This window comes from Alkalibacterium putridalgicola, assembly GCF_040959045.1.
Classification (GTDB): domain Bacteria; phylum Bacillota; class Bacilli; order Lactobacillales; family Carnobacteriaceae_A; genus Alkalibacterium; species Alkalibacterium putridalgicola.
The window spans coordinates 2,403,945-2,421,867 of record NZ_CP162615.1; the positions used below are offsets into that span (position 1 = coordinate 2,403,945).

18 protein-coding genes are annotated in these 17,923 nt (G+C 39.6%); 6 read left to right on the forward strand and 12 right to left on the reverse strand.

Annotation, left to right across the window (positions count from 1 at the left end; genetic code table 11):
- The first annotated feature begins 7 nt into the window (after positions 1 to 7).
- Positions 8 to 718 carry a PspA/IM30 family protein gene (locus AB4027_RS11395; RefSeq protein ID WP_368645434.1) on the forward strand — a complete coding sequence of 237 codons (711 nt, stop codon included), beginning with the start codon at positions 8 to 10 and terminating at the stop codon, positions 716 to 718.
- Between the two features lie 69 nt (positions 719 to 787).
- On the opposite strand, the gene cysK is transcribed toward AB4027_RS11395, so the two are convergent.
- The 5 genes from cysK to AB4027_RS11420 all read right to left on the reverse strand — a co-directional run bounded on the left by cysK (position 788) and on the right by AB4027_RS11420 (position 7,091).
- Positions 788 to 1,714: a cysteine synthase A gene (gene cysK / locus AB4027_RS11400; RefSeq protein WP_368645435.1), complete on the reverse strand. Its 927-nt coding sequence runs from the start codon at positions 1,712 to 1,714 to the stop codon at positions 788 to 790.
- Positions 1,715 to 1,863: 149 nt separating this feature from the next.
- A complete protein-coding gene (locus AB4027_RS11405; protein WP_368645436.1) occupies positions 1,864 to 2,283 on the reverse strand; it encodes an Hsp20/alpha crystallin family protein in 420 nt (139 codons plus the stop codon).
- 272 nt (positions 2,284 to 2,555) lie between these two features.
- Positions 2,556 to 3,194, reverse strand: a complete 639-nt coding sequence (locus AB4027_RS11410; RefSeq protein ID WP_368645437.1) for a YitT family protein — start codon at positions 3,192 to 3,194, stop codon at positions 2,556 to 2,558.
- 423 nt (positions 3,195 to 3,617) lie between these two features.
- Positions 3,618 to 4,604 (reverse strand): ribose-phosphate diphosphokinase, encoded by a 987-nt coding sequence (locus AB4027_RS11415; protein WP_368645438.1) that lies wholly within the window; start codon positions 4,602 to 4,604, stop codon positions 3,618 to 3,620.
- Between the two features lie 114 nt (positions 4,605 to 4,718).
- Entirely contained in the window at positions 4,719 to 7,091 is a 2,373-nt protein-coding gene (locus AB4027_RS11420; RefSeq protein ID WP_368645439.1) for a phosphoketolase, read from the reverse strand.
- A gap of 208 nt (positions 7,092 to 7,299) precedes the next feature.
- On the opposite strand from AB4027_RS11420, the gene AB4027_RS11425 reads away from it, so the two are divergent.
- Positions 7,300 to 7,728 carry a hypothetical protein gene (locus tag AB4027_RS11425; RefSeq protein ID WP_368645440.1) on the forward strand — a complete coding sequence of 143 codons (429 nt, stop codon included), beginning with the start codon at positions 7,300 to 7,302 and terminating at the stop codon, positions 7,726 to 7,728.
- 298 nt (positions 7,729 to 8,026) lie between these two features.
- Here the strand turns inward: AB4027_RS11425 and AB4027_RS11430 are convergent, their stop codons facing one another.
- Together AB4027_RS11430 and AB4027_RS11435 are read right to left on the reverse strand one after the other, a co-directional pair.
- Positions 8,027 to 8,467, reverse strand: coding sequence for a hypothetical protein (locus AB4027_RS11430; RefSeq protein ID WP_368645441.1), 441 nt, complete (start codon positions 8,465 to 8,467; stop codon positions 8,027 to 8,029).
- A 542-nt stretch (positions 8,468 to 9,009) separates the two neighbouring features.
- Positions 9,010 to 9,858, reverse strand: a complete 849-nt coding sequence (locus tag AB4027_RS11435; RefSeq protein ID WP_368645442.1) for a helix-turn-helix domain-containing protein — start codon at positions 9,856 to 9,858, stop codon at positions 9,010 to 9,012.
- Between the two features lie 455 nt (positions 9,859 to 10,313).
- On the opposite strand from AB4027_RS11435, the gene AB4027_RS11440 reads away from it, so the two are divergent.
- From AB4027_RS11440 to AB4027_RS11455, 4 genes are all read left to right on the forward strand, one after another.
- Positions 10,314 to 10,574, forward strand: coding sequence for a transposase (locus AB4027_RS11440; RefSeq protein ID WP_080145561.1), 261 nt, complete (start codon positions 10,314 to 10,316; stop codon positions 10,572 to 10,574).
- A gap of 32 nt (positions 10,575 to 10,606) precedes the next feature.
- The gene (locus AB4027_RS11445) at positions 10,607 to 11,458 is read left to right on the forward strand and encodes an IS3 family transposase (RefSeq protein WP_338192724.1); all 852 of its coding nucleotides are present in this window, start codon (positions 10,607 to 10,609) and stop codon (positions 11,456 to 11,458) included.
- A gap of 496 nt (positions 11,459 to 11,954) precedes the next feature.
- Positions 11,955 to 12,482 (forward strand): matrixin family metalloprotease, encoded by a 528-nt coding sequence (locus tag AB4027_RS11450; protein WP_368645443.1) that lies wholly within the window; start codon positions 11,955 to 11,957, stop codon positions 12,480 to 12,482.
- Positions 12,483 to 12,494: 12 nt separating this feature from the next.
- The gene (locus tag AB4027_RS11455) at positions 12,495 to 13,280 is read left to right on the forward strand and encodes a hypothetical protein (protein WP_368645444.1); all 786 of its coding nucleotides are present in this window, start codon (positions 12,495 to 12,497) and stop codon (positions 13,278 to 13,280) included.
- A gap of 485 nt (positions 13,281 to 13,765) precedes the next feature.
- Here AB4027_RS11455 and AB4027_RS11460 read toward each other — a convergent pair whose 3' ends face one another.
- From AB4027_RS11460 to AB4027_RS11480, 5 genes are all read right to left on the reverse strand, one after another.
- A complete protein-coding gene (locus AB4027_RS11460; RefSeq protein WP_368645445.1) occupies positions 13,766 to 14,131 on the reverse strand; it encodes an SOS response-associated peptidase family protein in 366 nt (121 codons plus the stop codon).
- A gap of 96 nt (positions 14,132 to 14,227) precedes the next feature.
- Entirely contained in the window at positions 14,228 to 14,857 is a 630-nt protein-coding gene (locus AB4027_RS11465; protein WP_091531085.1) for a putative bacteriocin export ABC transporter, read from the reverse strand.
- A 14-nt stretch (positions 14,858 to 14,871) separates the two neighbouring features.
- Entirely contained in the window at positions 14,872 to 16,944 is a 2,073-nt protein-coding gene (locus AB4027_RS11470; RefSeq protein ID WP_368645446.1) for a hypothetical protein, read from the reverse strand.
- 21 nt (positions 16,945 to 16,965) lie between these two features.
- Positions 16,966 to 17,532, reverse strand: coding sequence for a hypothetical protein (locus AB4027_RS11475; RefSeq protein ID WP_368645447.1), 567 nt, complete (start codon positions 17,530 to 17,532; stop codon positions 16,966 to 16,968).
- Between the two features lie 24 nt (positions 17,533 to 17,556).
- Positions 17,557 to 17,745 carry a hypothetical protein gene (locus AB4027_RS11480; RefSeq protein WP_368645448.1) on the reverse strand — a complete coding sequence of 63 codons (189 nt, stop codon included), beginning with the start codon at positions 17,743 to 17,745 and terminating at the stop codon, positions 17,557 to 17,559.
- Between the last annotated feature and the right edge of the window lie 178 nt (positions 17,746 to 17,923).

Genomic DNA, 17,923 nt, shown 5'->3' on the forward strand with positions numbered 1-17,923 from the left:
AATACACATGGCAATTTTAGACCGCTTTTCAGATATCATCAGTGCAAACGTCAACGCGATTATCGATCGCATGGAAGATCCTGAGAAAATGATCGATCAGTATCTGCGTGACATGATGGATGACCTGGCAGAAGTGAAGAAAAATACCGCAAGCGTCATGGCTGAAGAAACACGTGCCAAACGTCTAGTGGATGAAAACGAAGCGGAAGTATCAAAATACGAACGCTACGCTAAAAAAGCGCTGGAGGCCGGGAACGATGCGGATGCGCGCGTCTTCCTGTCCAAAAAACAGGAACTTGAAGACGTCGGTACAGGCTTGGCAAATGCTTATGCAAAAGCGCACGAGAATGCCATGAAAATGCGTCAGATGCATGACAAACTGGCTTCGGATATCGAGAAACTAAGAAACCGCCGTTCGATGATCAAAGCTCAGATGTCTGTCGCTGATACCCAGGAAAAATTGAACAAAGTAGACACCTCTCTCGGAAAATCCAAAGGTGCAATGAGTAACTTTGAACGTATGGAGGATAAAGCGACACGCCGCTTGGATGAAGCGAATGCCATGGAAGAACTGAACAAGCAGCCGAAAGATTCGGCTCAGGCACTCGAAGAGAAGTACGCAGAAGAAACAGGATCCGCTGCTGTCGAAGAAGAGCTCGAGCGTATGAAACAGGACATGGGTTTGTCTTCTTCTGATAAATCATCCGAAGAAGAATAACCCAATAATCAAAAAAGAACCGGAGGAACGAGTCATTAACTCGTCCTCCGGTTCTTTTTTGTTCGTTTTTTATTGATCATCAGAAAAGACAGGCGTAGACAAGTAACGTTCACCTGTATCACAGGCTACAGTGACGACCGTTTTACCGCTGCCTAATTTTTCTGCCACACGTACTGCGGCCGCAATGTTGGCTCCAGCGGAAATACCCGTCAGCAGGCCTTCTTCTCTAGCTAATCGTCGGGTCATCTCCATCGCTTCTTCACTCGTGACCGTGATGATTTCATCATAGATAGTGGTATCCAGAACGTCTGGAATAAACCCAGCACCTATCCCCTGAATCTTGTGTTTCCCTTTCTCACGCCCACTTAATACAGCTGATTCATCGGGTTCTACAGCAATGATTCGTGTCGAGGGATCCTCCAATTTCAGAGCTTTCCCTACACCAGTCACTGTGCCGCCCGTACCTACACCTGCAACGAAAGCATCCGGCACTTTTCCGTCTAAAGCTTCAATAATTTCCGGCCCTGTTGTTTCGATATGAATCGCCGGATTAGCCGGGTTGGTAAATTGTGAGGGCATGAAGAAATCATCTTGTGCAGCCAACTCACGTGCACGAGCCATGGCGCCCGGCATTCCCTTATCCCCTGGTGTTAGTTCCAGCTCGGCCCCATAGGCTTTCATCAGTGAGCGACGTTCAACGCTAAGTGTATCAGGCATGATAAATACAGCTTTATACCCTTTAGCTGCAGCCACCATAGCCAGTCCGACGCCTGTATTCCCGCTCGTTGCTTCAACGATCGTATCGCCTTCTTTTAGCTTGCCTTCTTTTTCGGCTGTTTCGATCATATTTAAAGCAATGCGGTCCTTTACGCTCCCACCGATATTGGCCAGCTCCAATTTTGCGTAGACGTCAGCCGCTCCTTCTGGAACCACTCGATTCAATTTCAGCAAGGGGGTACCTCCGACCAATTCTGTTACTGATTCAACTCTTTTCATTCGAATACTTCCTTTCTTATTCCTTCTTGAACGCTCTATTATTTATCTTCTATCCTTGCCACTCTAGTTTATCATATTTGCTCGGACAAAATGAAATCTCGACAACTTATAACCTGTATAAGTCGTCGAGATCTTTAACTTCTGATTTACTACTCTATATCGATACGTTTATTTTCCGACTTGCCAGATTCTTTTTTAGGCAGCTTCACCTCCAGGATACCATTCTCAAAGCTGGCCGAAATATTGTCTTCATCGACATCGCGAATCAAAAACTGACGGCTGAATGAGCGACTCGAGCGTTCCCGTCTGATATAGTTGCGTTCTTTATCTTCTTCATTCGTTTCCGATTCCTGCTTGCCTGAGATGGAAAGGATATTGTCATGGTAATCCAGTTCGATATTTTCCTTATCCATACCGGGCAGTTCCGCTTCCACTGTATATTCTTTGTCGTCTTCTATGATATCGGTCTTGAAGTTCCCCGCTTCTCCCAGTACTTGGTCAAAGGTGTCGTCGAAAAATTGTCTGCGCAAATCTCTGAAATCACGTCGCGAAGGAAACATGTTGTTCATTTCTCTTGCCCCTTTCCGTTACACTCGTCTTGTGAAGTTATTCTCTTTCCTTCAACACTATTGTAACGCTTACATTAGATAAGGTAAACTAAAACGAACTTATTTTAATAGGGTACGATTCCTGTATCTCATCTTGAAATGACCATGTCAGACAGCTTGTTTTTATACATAATAACGCATAAAAATCGTTTATACACCTGATTCCAATACCGTTTACAAAGTTAATATAATCATAATTAGAGTGGTGTTCTTTTTGTTAAGGATCCTCGTTTTTAATTATTGTCCCTTATGACCGGAGCTCTCTTAGCCAAAAGGATCTGAAGGCCATTCACCATCGGTCCGACAAGCAAGGCAGTCAGTAGCGTCCCTTCTCTTAATCCCATGATCTCGCCTCTAAAGATCAGAGAGAGCAGCCCAGCGGACAGGACTAGGACCAAATCAAATGTTAATTTAATATCTCCAAATTTCCTGTTGATCACTCTTGCGATCGAATAAACAAGGCCTTCAGCCGGATTATATATGGCAGCTGCATTGATTTGAACAAAGATCCCCAAGGCTAACACAGCGATCCCGACAAACAGCACGAAGAGTTGACTGAGATAGGTAGCCGGACTGAGAAAACTGAATACAGCGTTTGACCCATCGATAGCCAGCCCTAAAACCGGCCCGACCAAAAATTGAAGGAACTGTCTTTTTTCAAAGCGATTTCTGAGCAGCAGTATCTGCAGAATAACCCACAGACTGTTGAACAGCATCGTCAGCATCCCAAAACTTAAAGGCGTGACTTCGCTGACTACAAAAGGCAGACTCGACACAGCTGTCGTTCCCAAACCTGACTGAGTGATGAGCGTGATCCCAGTCCCGACTATCAGGACACTTAAAATAAACTGAACATAATTTTTTAAAGGCAATCCAAAAACCTCTTTTCCGTAAGCACTTTCTTTAGGCATAGTATACCAGTATATGTCAGTGAACGTAAGATAGAAGGAGAGTCACAATAACCATTTAGTGACCACTTCACACAATAATTCTCCCAGAAGTGGTCGTAATAGCCGTTTAGTGACCAGTTCACACAATAATTCCACAGGAAGTAGTCGCACTAGCTGTTTAGTGACTAGTTCATACGATAATTCCCCAGGAACTAGGTGCAATAACCGTTTAGTGACCAGTTCACACAATAATTCTCTAGGAAGTGGTCGCAAACCGATGCAATCCTTCACCCCTCCGGTTTTTTAACCTTGAAAAGACTTCAAAAAGGAAAAGAGGCTGGAACCCCAGCCTCTTCATTATTAGTTTATTAACTTCCTGCAGTTGCCAGATCAACGACTTTCTGATCAATGCATCAATTTTTCAACGTATTCTTTGTCAAATAAAGGTTTGATGGATTCATGATTCGAAATGCGTTTGATGGCATCTCCCAGTATCGGCGCCACACTTAACTGATTGACCAAATCTGTGTTATTTTTCTCAGATAAGTTGATCGTATTGGTGATGATGACTTTTTTGACACCGGATCTCATTAAGCGTTCCATTGCTTTGCCTGAAAGGACCGCATGGGTCACGCAGACATAGACATCTTTTGCGCCTGCTTTTTTAAGTGACTGAGTCGCTTTCGTGACGGTCTTGGCGGTATCCATAATGTCATCAAATAAAATGCAGTCTTTCCCGTCGACTTCTCCGACAAGCTCATACGTATTGGGCTTTGTCGTTTCATATAATCGCCGGTCAATAATGGCTAAAGGTGAATCTAGAAGTTCGGCCATTTCACGAGCACGCTTCACCCCATCGTGATCAGGCGAGACCACCACCGTATTTTCTCCTCCCAAGTCATTTAACGTAAAATGATTGGCCAGAAGTGCCGTCGCCGACAAGTGGTCGACCGGAATATCGAAGAACCCCTGGATTTGCGGGGCGTGCAGTTCCATGGTTATCAGGCGATCGATACCTGCCTGGGTCAGCATGTTCGCCACGACTTTTGCCGTAATGGCTTCGCGCGGTCCTGGCTTTCTGTCCTGCCTGGCATAACCGTAGTACGGCATCACGACATTGATCGACCCGGCGCTGGCTCGTCTCAGCGCATCAATCATGATCAAAAGTTCCATAAGGTAGTCATTGCCCGGGTCGTTCGTTGACTGGATTAAATAGACATCGTCTCCCCTTATACTTTCTTCGATATGAAGGGAAATCTCACCGTCGGAAAAGCGGTCGATCTTGGCCTTGCTCAGTTCGACCCCCACTTCCTGAGCGATCTCCTTCGCCAGTTTCGGGTTGGAATTCAGGGCAAACAGTCTGATCCCTGTGTCTTTTTTATGATTAGTCATAGCAACCTCCATCTACTGAATGTTACTTCGCTTACACATTAATCGTAAACACAATACCCTAAAAATGCAAGCGCTATCTTACCTGTTTAATCAACATCTAACCTTCCATGACCCTTATTTCAAAGGCTGCCATTTCCAGTCTTTGACTTCAGGCATATCATCGCCGTGCTCTCTAATGTAGTTATGATGCTTCTCGAGCAAGCCGTCCATCTTCTTTTCCACGTCGCTTGCTTTGTCACCGTAGACCGCACGTGCGGCATCTTTGACCAGGTGGAAGCGGTCGATCTCGTTGACCACGCGCATATCAAAGGGTGTGGTCACTGTTCCGTTTTCTTTGTAACCATGCGGGATCAGGTTTCTGTTCTGACGGTCAAAGAATAAATTCTTCAAAAGTCCTTCATAGCCGTGGAAGGCAAAGAGGACCGGTTTGTCTGTCGTGAACAGTTCATTGAAGGCTTCGTCGCTGAGACCGCGTTTGTCATTTTTCGGACTGTTGAGTTTGAGCAGGTCCACTACATTGATAAAGCGTATCTTCAGATCAGGATATTCGTCATGCAAAATCGATACGGCGGCCAAAGCCTCTAAATTCGGTTCTGTTCCGGCAGCTGCGATCACAATGTCCGGATCAAGGTCCTGATCGGTACTGGCCCAGTCGATGACCATCAGACCTTTTTCTACCAGCGTCTCTGCTTCCAAAGCCGTATAGAACTGCGGGCGTGGATGCTTGCTGGAAACGATCAGGTTGATCTTCTGCTGGGATTTCAGTACTTTATTCATCACTGCCATCAAGGAGTTGGCGTCTGCCGGGAAGTACTCACGAATATACTCAAGCTTCTTGTCTGCCAGATGTGTGCTGATCCCCGGGTCCTGATGCGTGTAGCCGTTATGATCCTGCTGGAAGACGGTTGACGAGGCGATGATATTAAGCGACGGATATTTTTTACGCCAGTCCAGTTCGTCTGCCTTGCGCATCCACTTGAAGTGCTGCGTCAGCATGGAATCCACGATCCGCAGGAAGCCTTCATAGCTCACAAAGAAGCCGTGGCGTCCGGTCAGCGTGTAGCCTTCCATCCACCCTTCTGCCTGATGCTCGGAAAGCTGGGAGTCGATCACACGGCCGCTTCTGGACTGTGCCTCGTCTTCGGGTTCGTCGATATCTTCCATCCACTGGCGGTTCGTCGTTTGAAGGACCGCGTTCAATCGGTTCGACTTCAGTTCATCCGTACTGATGATGCGGAAGTTGTCCGGATTAGCATCCACGATATCACGGGCAAATTTCCCGAACTCCGTCATGTCTTTCCCTTTTTCTGCACCTGGCGTGTCGATATCCAGCGTGTACAGGCGCCAGTCCGGCAGTTTCAGTTCTTTTCGGTCTCTGCCACCGTTGGTGATCGGGTTTAGTGCCATCCGCTTATTCCCTTTAGGCGCAATCTCTCTGATTTCTTCTTTCAACCGTCCGTTTTCGTCAAACAGCTCATCCGGACGGTAAGATTTCATCCAGTTGGTCAAGGCATCACTGTGCTGCATCTTCTCCTGTTCAGCCGGGATCGGCACCTGATGCGAACGGAAGCTCCCTTCGACCGGCTCATCGTCCCATTCTTCCGGACCTGTCCAGCCTTTCGGACTCCTTAAGATGATGACAGGCCACTTGGGCATTCCCACAGTTTGGGCGGATTTCTTTCTGGCATATTTTTGAATGTTATGGATCGTTTCAATCGCTTCATCCATCACTTCAGCCATTTCGGGATGCATGTCATTGGGATTTTCCCCTTCAATAAACAGCGGATCCCATCCCAGGCCGTCAAAGTAATGCTGCAGTTCTTCATTCGACTTCCTTGAAAGGATCGTCGGATTGGCAATCTTGTAGTCATTCAAATGCAGGATCGGCAGGACGGCCCCATCTGTGACGGGGTTAATAAAGACATTGGAGAACCACGACGTTGCTAAAGGTCCTGTTTCCGCTTCCCCGTCCCCGATCACCACAGCCGCGATCGTATCCGGCGTGTCGAGCACCGCCCCTGTCGCATGAGACAAGGCATAGCCCAGTTCGCCGCCTTCATGGATCGAGCCGGGTACAGAAGGTTCTGCGTGTGACCCGATTCCTCCCGGGAAAGAGAACTGCTTGAACAGCTTTTTCATGCCTTCTTCGTCTTCCGTGATATCCGGGTAAATTTCAGTATAACTGCCGTCCAGATAAGCATTGGAGACCATGACCTGTCCGCCGTGTCCGGGCCCCTGAATGTAAAACATATCCAGATCATACTTATTGATGACCCGGTTCAAGTGGGCGTAGACAAAGTTCTGTCCCGGTACTGTCCCCCAGTGACCGATCGGATTGACTTTCACGTCTTTTTCTTCAAGCGGACGTTTCAGCAGCGGATTATCTTTCAGGTAAATCTGGCCGATAGATAAATAGTTCGCCGCGCGCCACCAGGCATCCACTTTTTGTAAATACTGGGCTGATGCATACTCTTTTTCCTTAGTCATTATCGTCTATCCTTTCCTGTTTTTATTCTGTCGTCCTTGTTACCTTCACACTTAAACTGTAGCATAAACCAGTCAGCTTGCTCCACGAATAGCTACTGTAATGACAAGGATCTAGCATTCTTTTTTACGGCATCCATAGTCTGACACTATTACTGTTCTTTCATTTCTATGCTAGACTATTAGAAAGAGTGTGAAAGGAGAAAAAGCAATGACATTTTCATTTAACGGGTTAGACCATTATCAAATCACTGCCCCACTGGGTACGGAAAAAGAGGTGCATCACTTCTTTACAGACGTGCTGGGATGCCCTGAAGTAGAAAAACCGGACTCGCTGAGTCACTTTGAAAGTATCTGGTTCGATATGGGACGCCACATCATTCACGTGGGACTGGAGGAAAACCATCACAGTGAAAAACGCGGTCATCCGGCCTTTGACGTAGAAAATCTGCAGGGGCTGATGGACAGACTGGATGAACATAATATTCCCTATGAAGAAGACTTCAACATGCCCGGAGCCAGACGATTCTACACCTATGCCTTTTTCGGTCACCGCATGGAATTTCTGGAATGGCATGACAAGCCCGAATCACTAATGACGGAGAGTGAGAAAGCAGAACATAAAGACAAATCAGTATAACCCCCACCTATATCATGAGAGCTGATAAGTGGGAGTTATACTGATTCTTAAATCAAACCATTAGATTTTAAATTATTATTTACTGATTTCCATCCATTATTTCCTTCAGTCAGCGGATGATTGCTGGAATCCAACCTTATTCAGATCTTTTCGAATCATTTCCGAGTCTCTTATCAACTAACCATTTAGCAACCTGACCGCTCAGAAATGCAATGACGGGTGATACAACAAGAATGATCGCAAAGTACGTTAGACTCTTTTTATTAGTGGTTATCTCCTCCAACACTTATTAATAAAGTTATTTATCATGATTACTCTTGATAGAACTAACTAATTGATTAACACGTTCTTTTGGAGCGCTTCTGCCACCCCCATAATATATCGCATCCTCATAAACAGCAATTGCTGCACTTGGATAATACCCTTCTAAAGCAATATGAATACCTAATATAGGTTCATCATCCTGAGGTAATGTTTTTAATTCGATTTTTCCATTAAGTTGTTGAAGAAGAGATATTACTTCGTGGACCTTTTCAGTCTCTTTGATGTTGATTTCCTCTTCACCAGGTATATCAACCCGTATGTATTCAATATTATCTATTTTTAGAAGCTCTTCACTGATCATTTGCTCTTTATCTTTGTGACTACTAAAAAGTGAAATGACAGTGACTATTGCTATTAAGATAATAATGGTTAACAACATGCGTTTCTTATTAGTGTCGAATCCCCCCCTTTTCATATACTAATCCTCCTTTTAAAAATCTGTATTCAGTTTCTTTTTCTGAAATAGTTCAATAAACACCAATATTTTAAAACAATTAAAGAATTATAAAAACTACCTCTGTTATTATTTATACCTTATCATACAAAAATATAAAACTATGATAATTATCATATTATACAATTATTTTATAATCTGAATATTTCTTTTTATCATGTACATAATTGAATCCATGCAGGATGAACAGCTTTTACTGACAATATAGAAAAATGTATGTGTACGTACTGGCTGAAAATTTGTTCATCTGTCTGAGAAACTTGAAACTATAAAGTCTAATGAAGGAATCATTTACTTAAACTGAAGTCTCCGAATGCATTAGCATAAAAAGTCTAATTAAAAACAATAAACCCCAGAAGTCATCCACTACCATTTAGCGAATGACTTCCGTGATTTTATTTGCGGTTTTTTAAAATAAGTTTACTCTTGTATTAATTGGCCGAGAGTCGAATGGACTTCTCTATTACTCACCGAACTTCTGGTGTTTTCCTTTTGATGTACTCTTATTTCAAAAACTTATCGAGTTCAGCCAGATGGTCTTCCGCAAACTGCTCATCCATATGTCTCATGATCTCGATTGCTTTTTTTGCCTTGACGGTCCCTTCCTCCACATTTCCTTCAAGAAAATGAATCAAACCGTCAATAAAAAGTTTCCTCGTTTTTTCGTAGTAATAATTTGTTACTATAAATGCATCTAAAGAAATAGAAACCTCTTTAGCTTCTTCAACTTTACCCTCTCTCAGTAAAGATAGACAGACGTTCTCAAGTACCATAATGAGTTCTCTGACATTCTGATTTTTGATTTTGTACGCATCGGCTCTTTTTTCGATTTCTTTTAAAAGAACAAGTAAAGAAGAAGCGGAAAATATGGCATGGGCATTCCCAAATAAACTTACCTCATATTTACTCCAGTAAGTACAGTTGACTAAATAATCAATCAAGAACTCTTTGTCTTCGGCTGAGACGTCATAACTCTCATCTATATCGTAAACGATCGCCGAAATCATAATGGCGTTACACTTATGATAGGGATTGCCGGTTTCTTTATATAAGCTCCGTTCGCCTTCAGAAAACTCAAGAAGTTTGGGAAGATTATTCTTGGTATATTCAATAGAAACCTTTTTAAATAAATGGTTGTATTCAGTTATGATTATCTTATTAAAGAACAGGAATTCATTAATACTTATATTCAGTCTCTGTAGTAACTTGATCAGCGTGGACAGCGTGATATCCGACTTCCCTTGTTCGAATTTGCTTAAGTATGAAAAAGAGACAATGCCTTTGGACATCGTTTTTAATGTATAGCCGCGTTCTTTCCGAAGTGTTCGAAACGTTTTTCCAATATGATCCATGCTGTCTCCTTTCATAATTGTATAATATGACAATTATCACTGATTTTTAATTTTCTATGTTAGGGTTAATACTATCATAGGTTAAGGTTGAGATGAATAGAAACATCAACGAGACCAATACTTAAAAGACAGATTTAAAAGCTTATCAAATCGATACATCTGAAAAGCTAAAAGGCACCTAATTTATAATAGAAAGGAATAAATATATGCCTATTTTGTGATTGCTTTAATCCTTAGGTATGTTTAGCATGATTTATATAGCAATATATTAATTTTTGAATTATTCTAGTATATTAACCTAAAATAACATTATTTTACCTATATCTATACATTGATTACTATGCTATACTTTCCTGGAGAAATAGTCATACTACTTCATTTTAATGTGTGATGTTAGTATGAAATCCTGGACACGTTTTGATAGAATATAAACTATCGAAAAGGAGTGTCTATCGATGTCAAACCGAAGAACCTATGATGTCGACTATAAGAAAACGCTAGTCAGTTTGTACGAAAATGGTCATTCAGTAAAGAATTTAAGTGAGGAACATGGCATAGCAGAACAAACCATTTATCGGTGGATCAAAAAATATTCCACAGATGAAAAAACCGGGTATTCTGAAGCAGATATCGAAAAAATTAAAGCAGAGAATGCCCGTCTTAAGACAGACAATGATATCCTAAAAAAGGTCTTAGCCATGTTCACTCAAAAATAGACCGCGATGACTTTATTTTCGAACTCGACGCAATCAAAGACGACATCAATTTAAAGCGAACACTGGAATTGTTTGAGATCCCACGATCAAGTTTTTATGAACGTATTAATCGCGAGGAATCGCATAGAGAGCGTGAAAATCGGCGTATCCTTGAAAAAATTGAACGCATATGGGAATCAAGTGGGCGTGTGTATGGTGCCCCGAAAATTCACGCACTTTTGGTTACTCACGAAAACGAAGACTGCAGTCTCAAACGTGTCCAAAAACTGATGCATAAACAAGGTATTCGTTCCATTACACAAAAGAAATGGCGGCCACACAGGTCCGCTGATCCTGTGCCAGACGATCGAGTAAACTTGTTAAATCAAGATTTTTCTACCACCGGATTGAACCAAGTATGGGTAACGGATATCACCTATATCTGGACAGGCAAAGATGAATGGAGTTATCTATCTACGATTATTGATTTATATTCACGGAAAGCCATTTGGTCATTTAGCCGACAGATGACTGTGGATCTGGTCTTAGATACTTTAACAAAGGCAACCCAACGATACGGTGCGGCCGAAGGCCTCATTCTCCATTCTGATCTTGGTTCGCAGTACACAAGCGAAGCGTATGAATCTGCGCTGGAAAAACAAGGGATTCGTCATAGTTTCAGTCGGAAAGGGAGTCCTCACGATAATGCCGTAATCGAATCCTTTCATTCTATCGTAAAAAAGGAAGAAGTTTACCAAAAGAATTATCCTGATTTCGATACGGCTTATAGAGAATTATTTCAATACATTGAAGCCTTCTACAATCGGAAGAGAATCCACTCGGCACTTGGGAACCGAACACCCCTGGCCATTGAGCAAGCATACTTAGATCAAGCAGTCATTTAAGTTAGACGGAACCATAGGACGGTTAAATAGAAAGACTTTAGCTATCCTCATGGTTTCGGTAAATGTTCTAAAAAGCGTCAGTGGTTAGAACGTTTACCGAAACCTTGAGGCCTCAAAACGGGTCCATGTTTCATTAAGAAATTCTCTTAAATCGTGTCCAAGATATTGACGTAATACCAGTGTATTTATTTAATGCCTTTTCAAAAGGAGGAGTTTGTATAATTTTAAAACATGAACGGAACATAAGTGACTATTAGTAATTAACAATTACCCTATATTGTATACGTTTTTATATTCTTTTCTATTTAAATACAACTTAAAATTTGAGATCTATACTGTTTCTCAAAACGGTTTACATTTTTAAAAACGAACTCCTCTTTGTTTGCAATACTTCCAATTAAAAGTACTGCACTCATATACTCAGTAATTTGTCTATATCACAAAGTGTTTATGCAGTAAAACGAAAGTTATTACTAAAGTTAATAGGAGGTTAATAATGAAACGATTTAAAGGGATATTTATATCTATTTTGCTTTTAGGATTGTTTTTTTCTTCATCTCAAACAGTTGAAGCATATAATAGGGAAGCGTGGAAAATGCGTACCACTGCGACTACTTATAAATTTGGAGACAAAGCACCTTCAAACTCTATCGTAGCTAATGGTTGGAAAAACGGTGCAGCTTCGTGGAAAACTGCAAGTGGCTTACTTATTACTAATAATAATAATTCTGTTAATGTATTAAATGGCGCAAGAGAAGCTTCTACAACACTATATGGTACCATGACTACCTCGTACGTGTCCGGTATAGTTACAAAATTTTCCGGTATAATTAATACTAATGCTACAGATATTGCTAAAATTAATGTAGCTAAAAGTGTCGCAGTTCACGAGTTAGGACACGCATTTGGCATTGCTCACAATTTTGGGGATAGTATTATGAACTCGAGACGAAATAGATCTACATTGCACAATCCCACGGCGGATGATAAAGCCGGAATATCGGCAATTTACAAAATAAATTAGGGGGTTTCAAAAATGAAAAGGAATAAATTCATTTTATCCATTTCAACTTTGCTAGTAGCCTTGACATTACTTTATTTCGGTATTCAGGGATTTTCCTCAGCAGATTTACCTGTAGAAAATGAGCATGTTACTGGGAATGATACAGGTATAAATATTGGCCTAGACTACCCAACGACCAGCGAACTTAAAGAAATGGTTGAAACAGCTGACTTAGTGGCCATTGGAGACTATGAAAATTTTGATCGTAGTTGGAATATGTCAAGAGATTTAGAAGATATCTATAAAGAAGATGAAGACAGATATGTTGAAGGGCGTATTTATAATTTTAAAGTTGACGAAATAATAAAAGGTCACGTTGACTCCGAATTAATAGAGATCAACATGCGGTATTCCGAAATTATTGAGTTTGAAGAGTCAAACTCAGTCGTTTCTCCAGAAGGTATCATCGAAAAAGAAGCAACAGAAGTCACCATTCATGAAATAGAAGTCATTGATCCTTTGTATATTGAGCCTGAACTGAATAGAAAATATCTCGTCTTTTTGTCAAAAGATGACGATTTCAATAATTATTATGGCTCAATTGAACCTTTCTCCATAGTTTTCGATGAAAATGGAACAGCAGAATTGAAATCCAATCTTTTAGATGGCGAACATGGTGAATTAACTTCTACTACAAACCACACTATTGGTGGTGAAGACATTATAGTTGAAGCTCACGTTGAAGGCGAGATTGACGACAATATTACCGGTGAATCAATTGAAGATTTAGTTGATTTAATTGAAGATATTAATGATTAAAATTTATTAATACTTGAATTGTAAAAATAACAAAAAAAGTGCCTTTTCAGTTTGATATGCTCCTAATAAAGTAGACAGTGTAAAGAGCAGTTATAAAATGTAGGAAAGTGACAATGTGAAATTGTTGCTTCTCCTACATTTTTTTATACTCTTCTTATCCCCTATAGATTTGGAGTGGAATAGGAATGAGAAGAGATATCAGAGAAGGAGTGAAAAAACATAAGATTGACGGCATAAAGCCCAATTGTACGTAAGCGATGAATAGCTAGCTCACAAGTGCCAAGCTATTCATCGCTTACGGTGTAAAACAAGTTTCTAGTTTATAAACTAATTCAAATTATCGGATACATGGATTTATAAAGTATTAATATAGCAATAAGGCATATTATACTTTTGTGTAACACGATTGTTTCACTTTACAAACCCACACAATAGAACAGAGCAGTTTTTTACTGCTCTGTTCTATTCTTTTATAAGAAAAATGTCTATTCAATAACTATTTCCTTATCTGTCGGTCTCAAAAGTGTCTGCACTTCTTTGGGGTCTGATTCTAAATCTAGGTAATGCTTTTCGTCTTCAGGATCAAGTATCACAGGCATGCGGTCGTGGATGGGACGCATCTGGTCGTTGGCATCTGTGGTAAGGATCGCATAGGTCAGATAACTGTCGCCGTTTTCGTCCGTGTAGCGTTCGCAGATACCGGCCATGGAGAAAATAGGGACGTCTTTGACTGCTATCTTTTTCTTGTCTTTTTTCTTCTGCCCATCCACTTCTTGCCATTCGGTAAAAGTACTTGACCGGGACAGAATTAACGGTTTATATATAAAAAGTCCACGCCAAAAAGTCGGCATGAACGTTGATATGATCGTCTTACTGTTTAAAATATCCGTTTGTCCTACTTCGCTTTATGGTAAAATCAGGAACTAAAACCAGATTGTTTTATAATATTATAAAACAATCTTTTGATTAAAATTGTTTATGTGTTCTAAGTCATGCGTGACCACAACGATTGTCTTGCCATCTTGGTTTAGTTTAAATAAAATATCCATTATTTTTTTTGAATTCTCTTCATCTAGGTTTCCTGTTGGTTCATCGGCAAAGATGATCCAACCCGGTTTAACTATCGTTCTAGCTAAAGCAACACGCTGTTGTTCTCCTCCTGATAGAGAATAAATTTTTCGTTTTTGATAACCCTCTAAACCAACTTGTATTAAGGCTTGTTCAACTAATTGCTGTTTATTTTTTTTATCCTTTCGGTATTTTAAACCGATTTTTATATTTTCTTCAACTGTTGCATTGTCGATTAAGGCATAATTCTGAAAAAGATAGCCGATTTCTTCGCGAATAATCTTACTTGTTTCACGGGTATTTACTTTTTTTATTTCTTTATCTCGCCAAAGAACTTTTCCATCATCTGGCTTTTCAATCAGACTGAGTAAATTCAAAAGAGTTGTTTTACCACACCCTGATTTACCCACGATAACGATACTATCACCCTCATGAATCGTTAAGCTAAACTCTTTAAAAAGAATTTTGTTACTATATTTTTTTCGGATGCCTTCTGCTTTTACATTCATACGTTTCTCCTCAATCAATTAATCTTTATTTTATTACTTTCCCTATTCATTAAGAGGTAACTAACTAATGAAAGGAATACAAGTAAACTCATGCTTCCCCATAAAATGGTTCTTAAAAACACATATTGGATGGCAATAATTAATAAATTTAACAGAATAAGCTCCATAAAATACGGTTTGGTTAAATCGAAGGTTTTAAAACCTACACCTTTTAAGATACGCCATTCTTTTTGATTGCCAAGCAAAATAAATTTTTGGAAGGCAATGAATAAAACAATTAAGCAAAGAGCTCCTGGTAAAAAAGTCATTAGGTCCACACGAACAGTATAAAGTAAATCTTTAAATAATTTTTCTTGTTCTTCTTTAGATGAACGGAAAGTCAAGTGTTCGCCTATTCCCATTGTATTTAAGTATTCTTTTGTCTCATTTATTTTTTCTCCGTCAAAATAAAGACCTCCTGCTGTAATGTCAGGTCTGAACGCATCAGGATGAGTTGTATAAACAAATATAGGGGCATGTTCATTGTCATAATTGCGATAATCTTCTTGATCATAGGCAATATAATCTACTTGATCGAATAAATAGATGGTAACTTCTACATTTTCTAGCTGCGTAAACTGTTCGACTTGCCACTCTTCTTTTCGAGCGGTCGCTTGATCCATAAAAACATTAATGACGTGTTTATCTGTGACACTGATCTTTTCATCATCAACATAAAAGACTTGGTCTTCAAAGGACTTTTCATTGATCTGATAGAGTAAATACGTCGCATCGCTATCCCACTGACTACCACCGATGACATTGGGCGATAGTTGATATAATGCATCCATACTGTCTAAGGCGTTATAGATTTCAATGTGCTTTTCATTTTGAATATTTTCTTTTCCTTGTGCATAGTCCATTTGATTAAATTCCCACTCGCGCTTAGGGTCATTCACTTCTTGAATGGTGTATAGATCGCCTGAGCCTTTTAAAGTGTACTGTTGTTCGAGATAATATGGAGCAACCGCAACCAGCTTTTCAACTGAAGCATTGATGATAGGCAAAACAAAAATACTCGTTAAAATCAATGTTCCGTAAATAAAGTGAGTAAGCAGCTGATTAATATTTTTATTTTTCAACAAATCACTGAGTCGAACATGACGAATAATGAACATGCTTAATAAAACGATCAAGACATAAAAACCAACTAAAAGAAAACTAACTGAAAGGACTTGCGTTAGAAAGTTTAAAACACGTGCATTGATTGATCGAAAAGAAATGAGTGTCAGAGCAAGAGGAATAGTCATTGCGAAAAGAGCAGCCAAGATAATATTTTCTTTAAATAAATAAAGGAGAATATCTTTGAGCCGGTAACCATTCAACTTCAAAATAGCCACTTCTTTTAGTGTGTTAGAAATTTGGAATAAAACAAAGGTAACTGACAAGGCCAACACAATTAATGAAATATAAATTGTATTTTCTAACAAGGCTTGGTCACTATTATAAACTTCATGGTGAACCATTTGATGATCTATATTAAACTCTCTAAATGTTGTTGAAAAGACATTTTCAAAATAAGATCTATCTTCTTTATCTTCATAGAAATATGTAAAACCGAATCGCATGGCTTCTGGGTTTTCCATCAGATGAGATATCGGATAAACGGAATACGTGGCCTCTTGATAAAAAGAGAAAAAAGGTATCGATTCTGTATTTGAATCGTTTAGATCAGTCGTTAAATAAGCGGACCCTTTTGAAAATTTTCTAGGGATACTGACTGATGAAGGCACCATTTGTTGTATGAAGTTATCCTTACCACTCACATAATAGTGAAAGTGGCTTGTTTCTCCAGTTGATCCTTCGTAATGAGCAAACATGATCGTAACGTCTTCGTTATTTGCAATCGTCTCAACTTTTTGAATAACTTGATTTTGTTCTTCTTCCGATAGCGGATTTTGAAAATAAATATCGCCATTTTCGTATTGATCTGTAAAACCGAATAGATTATGCATATTAGAAATATCTTGTTCGCGATAAATTAAAAAAATCATAAAAAAAAGAAGACTAAACAGTGAGATAAAAATTACGTTAAATAATTTTTTCATTGTCTGGTCTCCTTTATCTCTTTATTTTAGCATTTGTAATAGATTCTCTTTATATCCATTCGAAAAATCTGACCATTCTTCTTTTGAGAAAGGGATCACATCTTGTGGTTCGTCTTCAGCATTGACTTGAACAAGGTCTTGTAATTCTCCATTTGTAAAGTCATAGACCCAACTCACATACAAATCCTCTTCTATTGGAATATCTTGAATCATCGATTCTTCGTTTAGGATATGAGCAATCTCTATTTTATCAGTATCGGCGTCGTACTCAGCGTAAACTAAACCAACAGATGAGAAGTACTCCTCACCGCGTACTGGAAAACCATTTGCACGAATCCAGTAAGTATTGTCTTCTTTATTTCCTTCTGAGCTTCCCTTTTCTGTAGGGAATTCTGACAAATCAAAGAAATATTTTTCCTTAACTTCGTTATTGACCGCTTCTTTTTCACCTAGATCGATGACTGTTTCCTCATCTATATCTGTTTTTCCAACAATATCTTCATTGGGTTGGACTTCAGGGGAGTCCTCAGTTGTGCCGCATGCGGATATAACTAAAGCCGTACTGAATAATAATATGTAATTTTTCATTTATTTATAGTGACCTCCCTTATGTCAGTGTGTAAGGTAGGGACATACATTATGAGCAGTTGTAACTTTAGCATAAGTTGTTACAATATTAGGATCATCAGCACTAACGATGTCAGAGCCGTTAGAAGTAATCAGACCAAAAGAAAGTAAAGACATAGCCAATAATGCAGTTACTTTTTTCTGTTCATATGCATTTAAAATCATCCCTTTCATTAATATGTATACACCTTATCATGTGAAAGCGATTCATTCAAGAGTTTTTAAAAGAATAATAAAGTAGTTAATTTGTTAAATTTAGAAAAGGGATTCGGTTTACATAGTCATGCATTTGATGTAATTATTAATATATAAAAATAGAGAAGCACAGACAATTTTCTGTACTTCTCTATTT

Bases quoted from the DNA above. Each gene is read 5' to 3' on its own strand.
- AB4027_RS11460 (WP_368645445.1), bottom strand. From the start codon at position 14,131: ATGCCGACTTTTTGGCGTGGACTTTTTATATATAAACCGTTAATTCTG.
- AB4027_RS11440 (WP_080145561.1), top strand. From the start codon at position 10,314: ATGTCAAACCGAAGAACCTATGATGTCGACTATAAGAAAACGCTAGTC.
- AB4027_RS11435 (WP_368645442.1), bottom strand. From the start codon at position 9,858: ATGGATCATATTGGAAAAACGTTTCGAACACTTCGGAAAGAACGCGGC.
- AB4027_RS11480 (WP_368645448.1), bottom strand. From the start codon at position 17,745: ATGAAAGGGATGATTTTAAATGCATATGAACAGAAAAAAGTAACTGCA.
- AB4027_RS11455 (WP_368645444.1), top strand. From the start codon at position 12,495: ATGAAAAGGAATAAATTCATTTTATCCATTTCAACTTTGCTAGTAGCC.
- cysK (WP_368645435.1), bottom strand. From the start codon at position 1,714: ATGAAAAGAGTTGAATCAGTAACAGAATTGGTCGGAGGTACCCCCTTG.
- AB4027_RS11420 (WP_368645439.1), bottom strand. From the start codon at position 7,091: ATGACTAAGGAAAAAGAGTATGCATCAGCCCAGTATTTACAAAAAGTG.
- AB4027_RS11425 (WP_368645440.1), top strand. From the start codon at position 7,300: ATGACATTTTCATTTAACGGGTTAGACCATTATCAAATCACTGCCCCA.
- AB4027_RS11450 (WP_368645443.1), top strand. From the start codon at position 11,955: ATGAAACGATTTAAAGGGATATTTATATCTATTTTGCTTTTAGGATTG.
- AB4027_RS11405 (WP_368645436.1), bottom strand. From the start codon at position 2,283: ATGAACAACATGTTTCCTTCGCGACGTGATTTCAGAGATTTGCGCAGA.
- AB4027_RS11430 (WP_368645441.1), bottom strand. From the start codon at position 8,467: ATGAAAAGGGGGGGATTCGACACTAATAAGAAACGCATGTTGTTAACC.
- AB4027_RS11475 (WP_368645447.1), bottom strand. From the start codon at position 17,532: ATGAAAAATTACATATTATTATTCAGTACGGCTTTAGTTATATCCGCA.
- AB4027_RS11465 (WP_091531085.1), bottom strand. From the start codon at position 14,857: ATGAATGTAAAAGCAGAAGGCATCCGAAAAAAATATAGTAACAAAATT.
- AB4027_RS11395 (WP_368645434.1), top strand. From the start codon at position 8: ATGGCAATTTTAGACCGCTTTTCAGATATCATCAGTGCAAACGTCAAC.
- AB4027_RS11415 (WP_368645438.1), bottom strand. From the start codon at position 4,604: ATGACTAATCATAAAAAAGACACAGGGATCAGACTGTTTGCCCTGAAT.
- AB4027_RS11470 (WP_368645446.1), bottom strand. From the start codon at position 16,944: ATGAAAAAATTATTTAACGTAATTTTTATCTCACTGTTTAGTCTTCTT.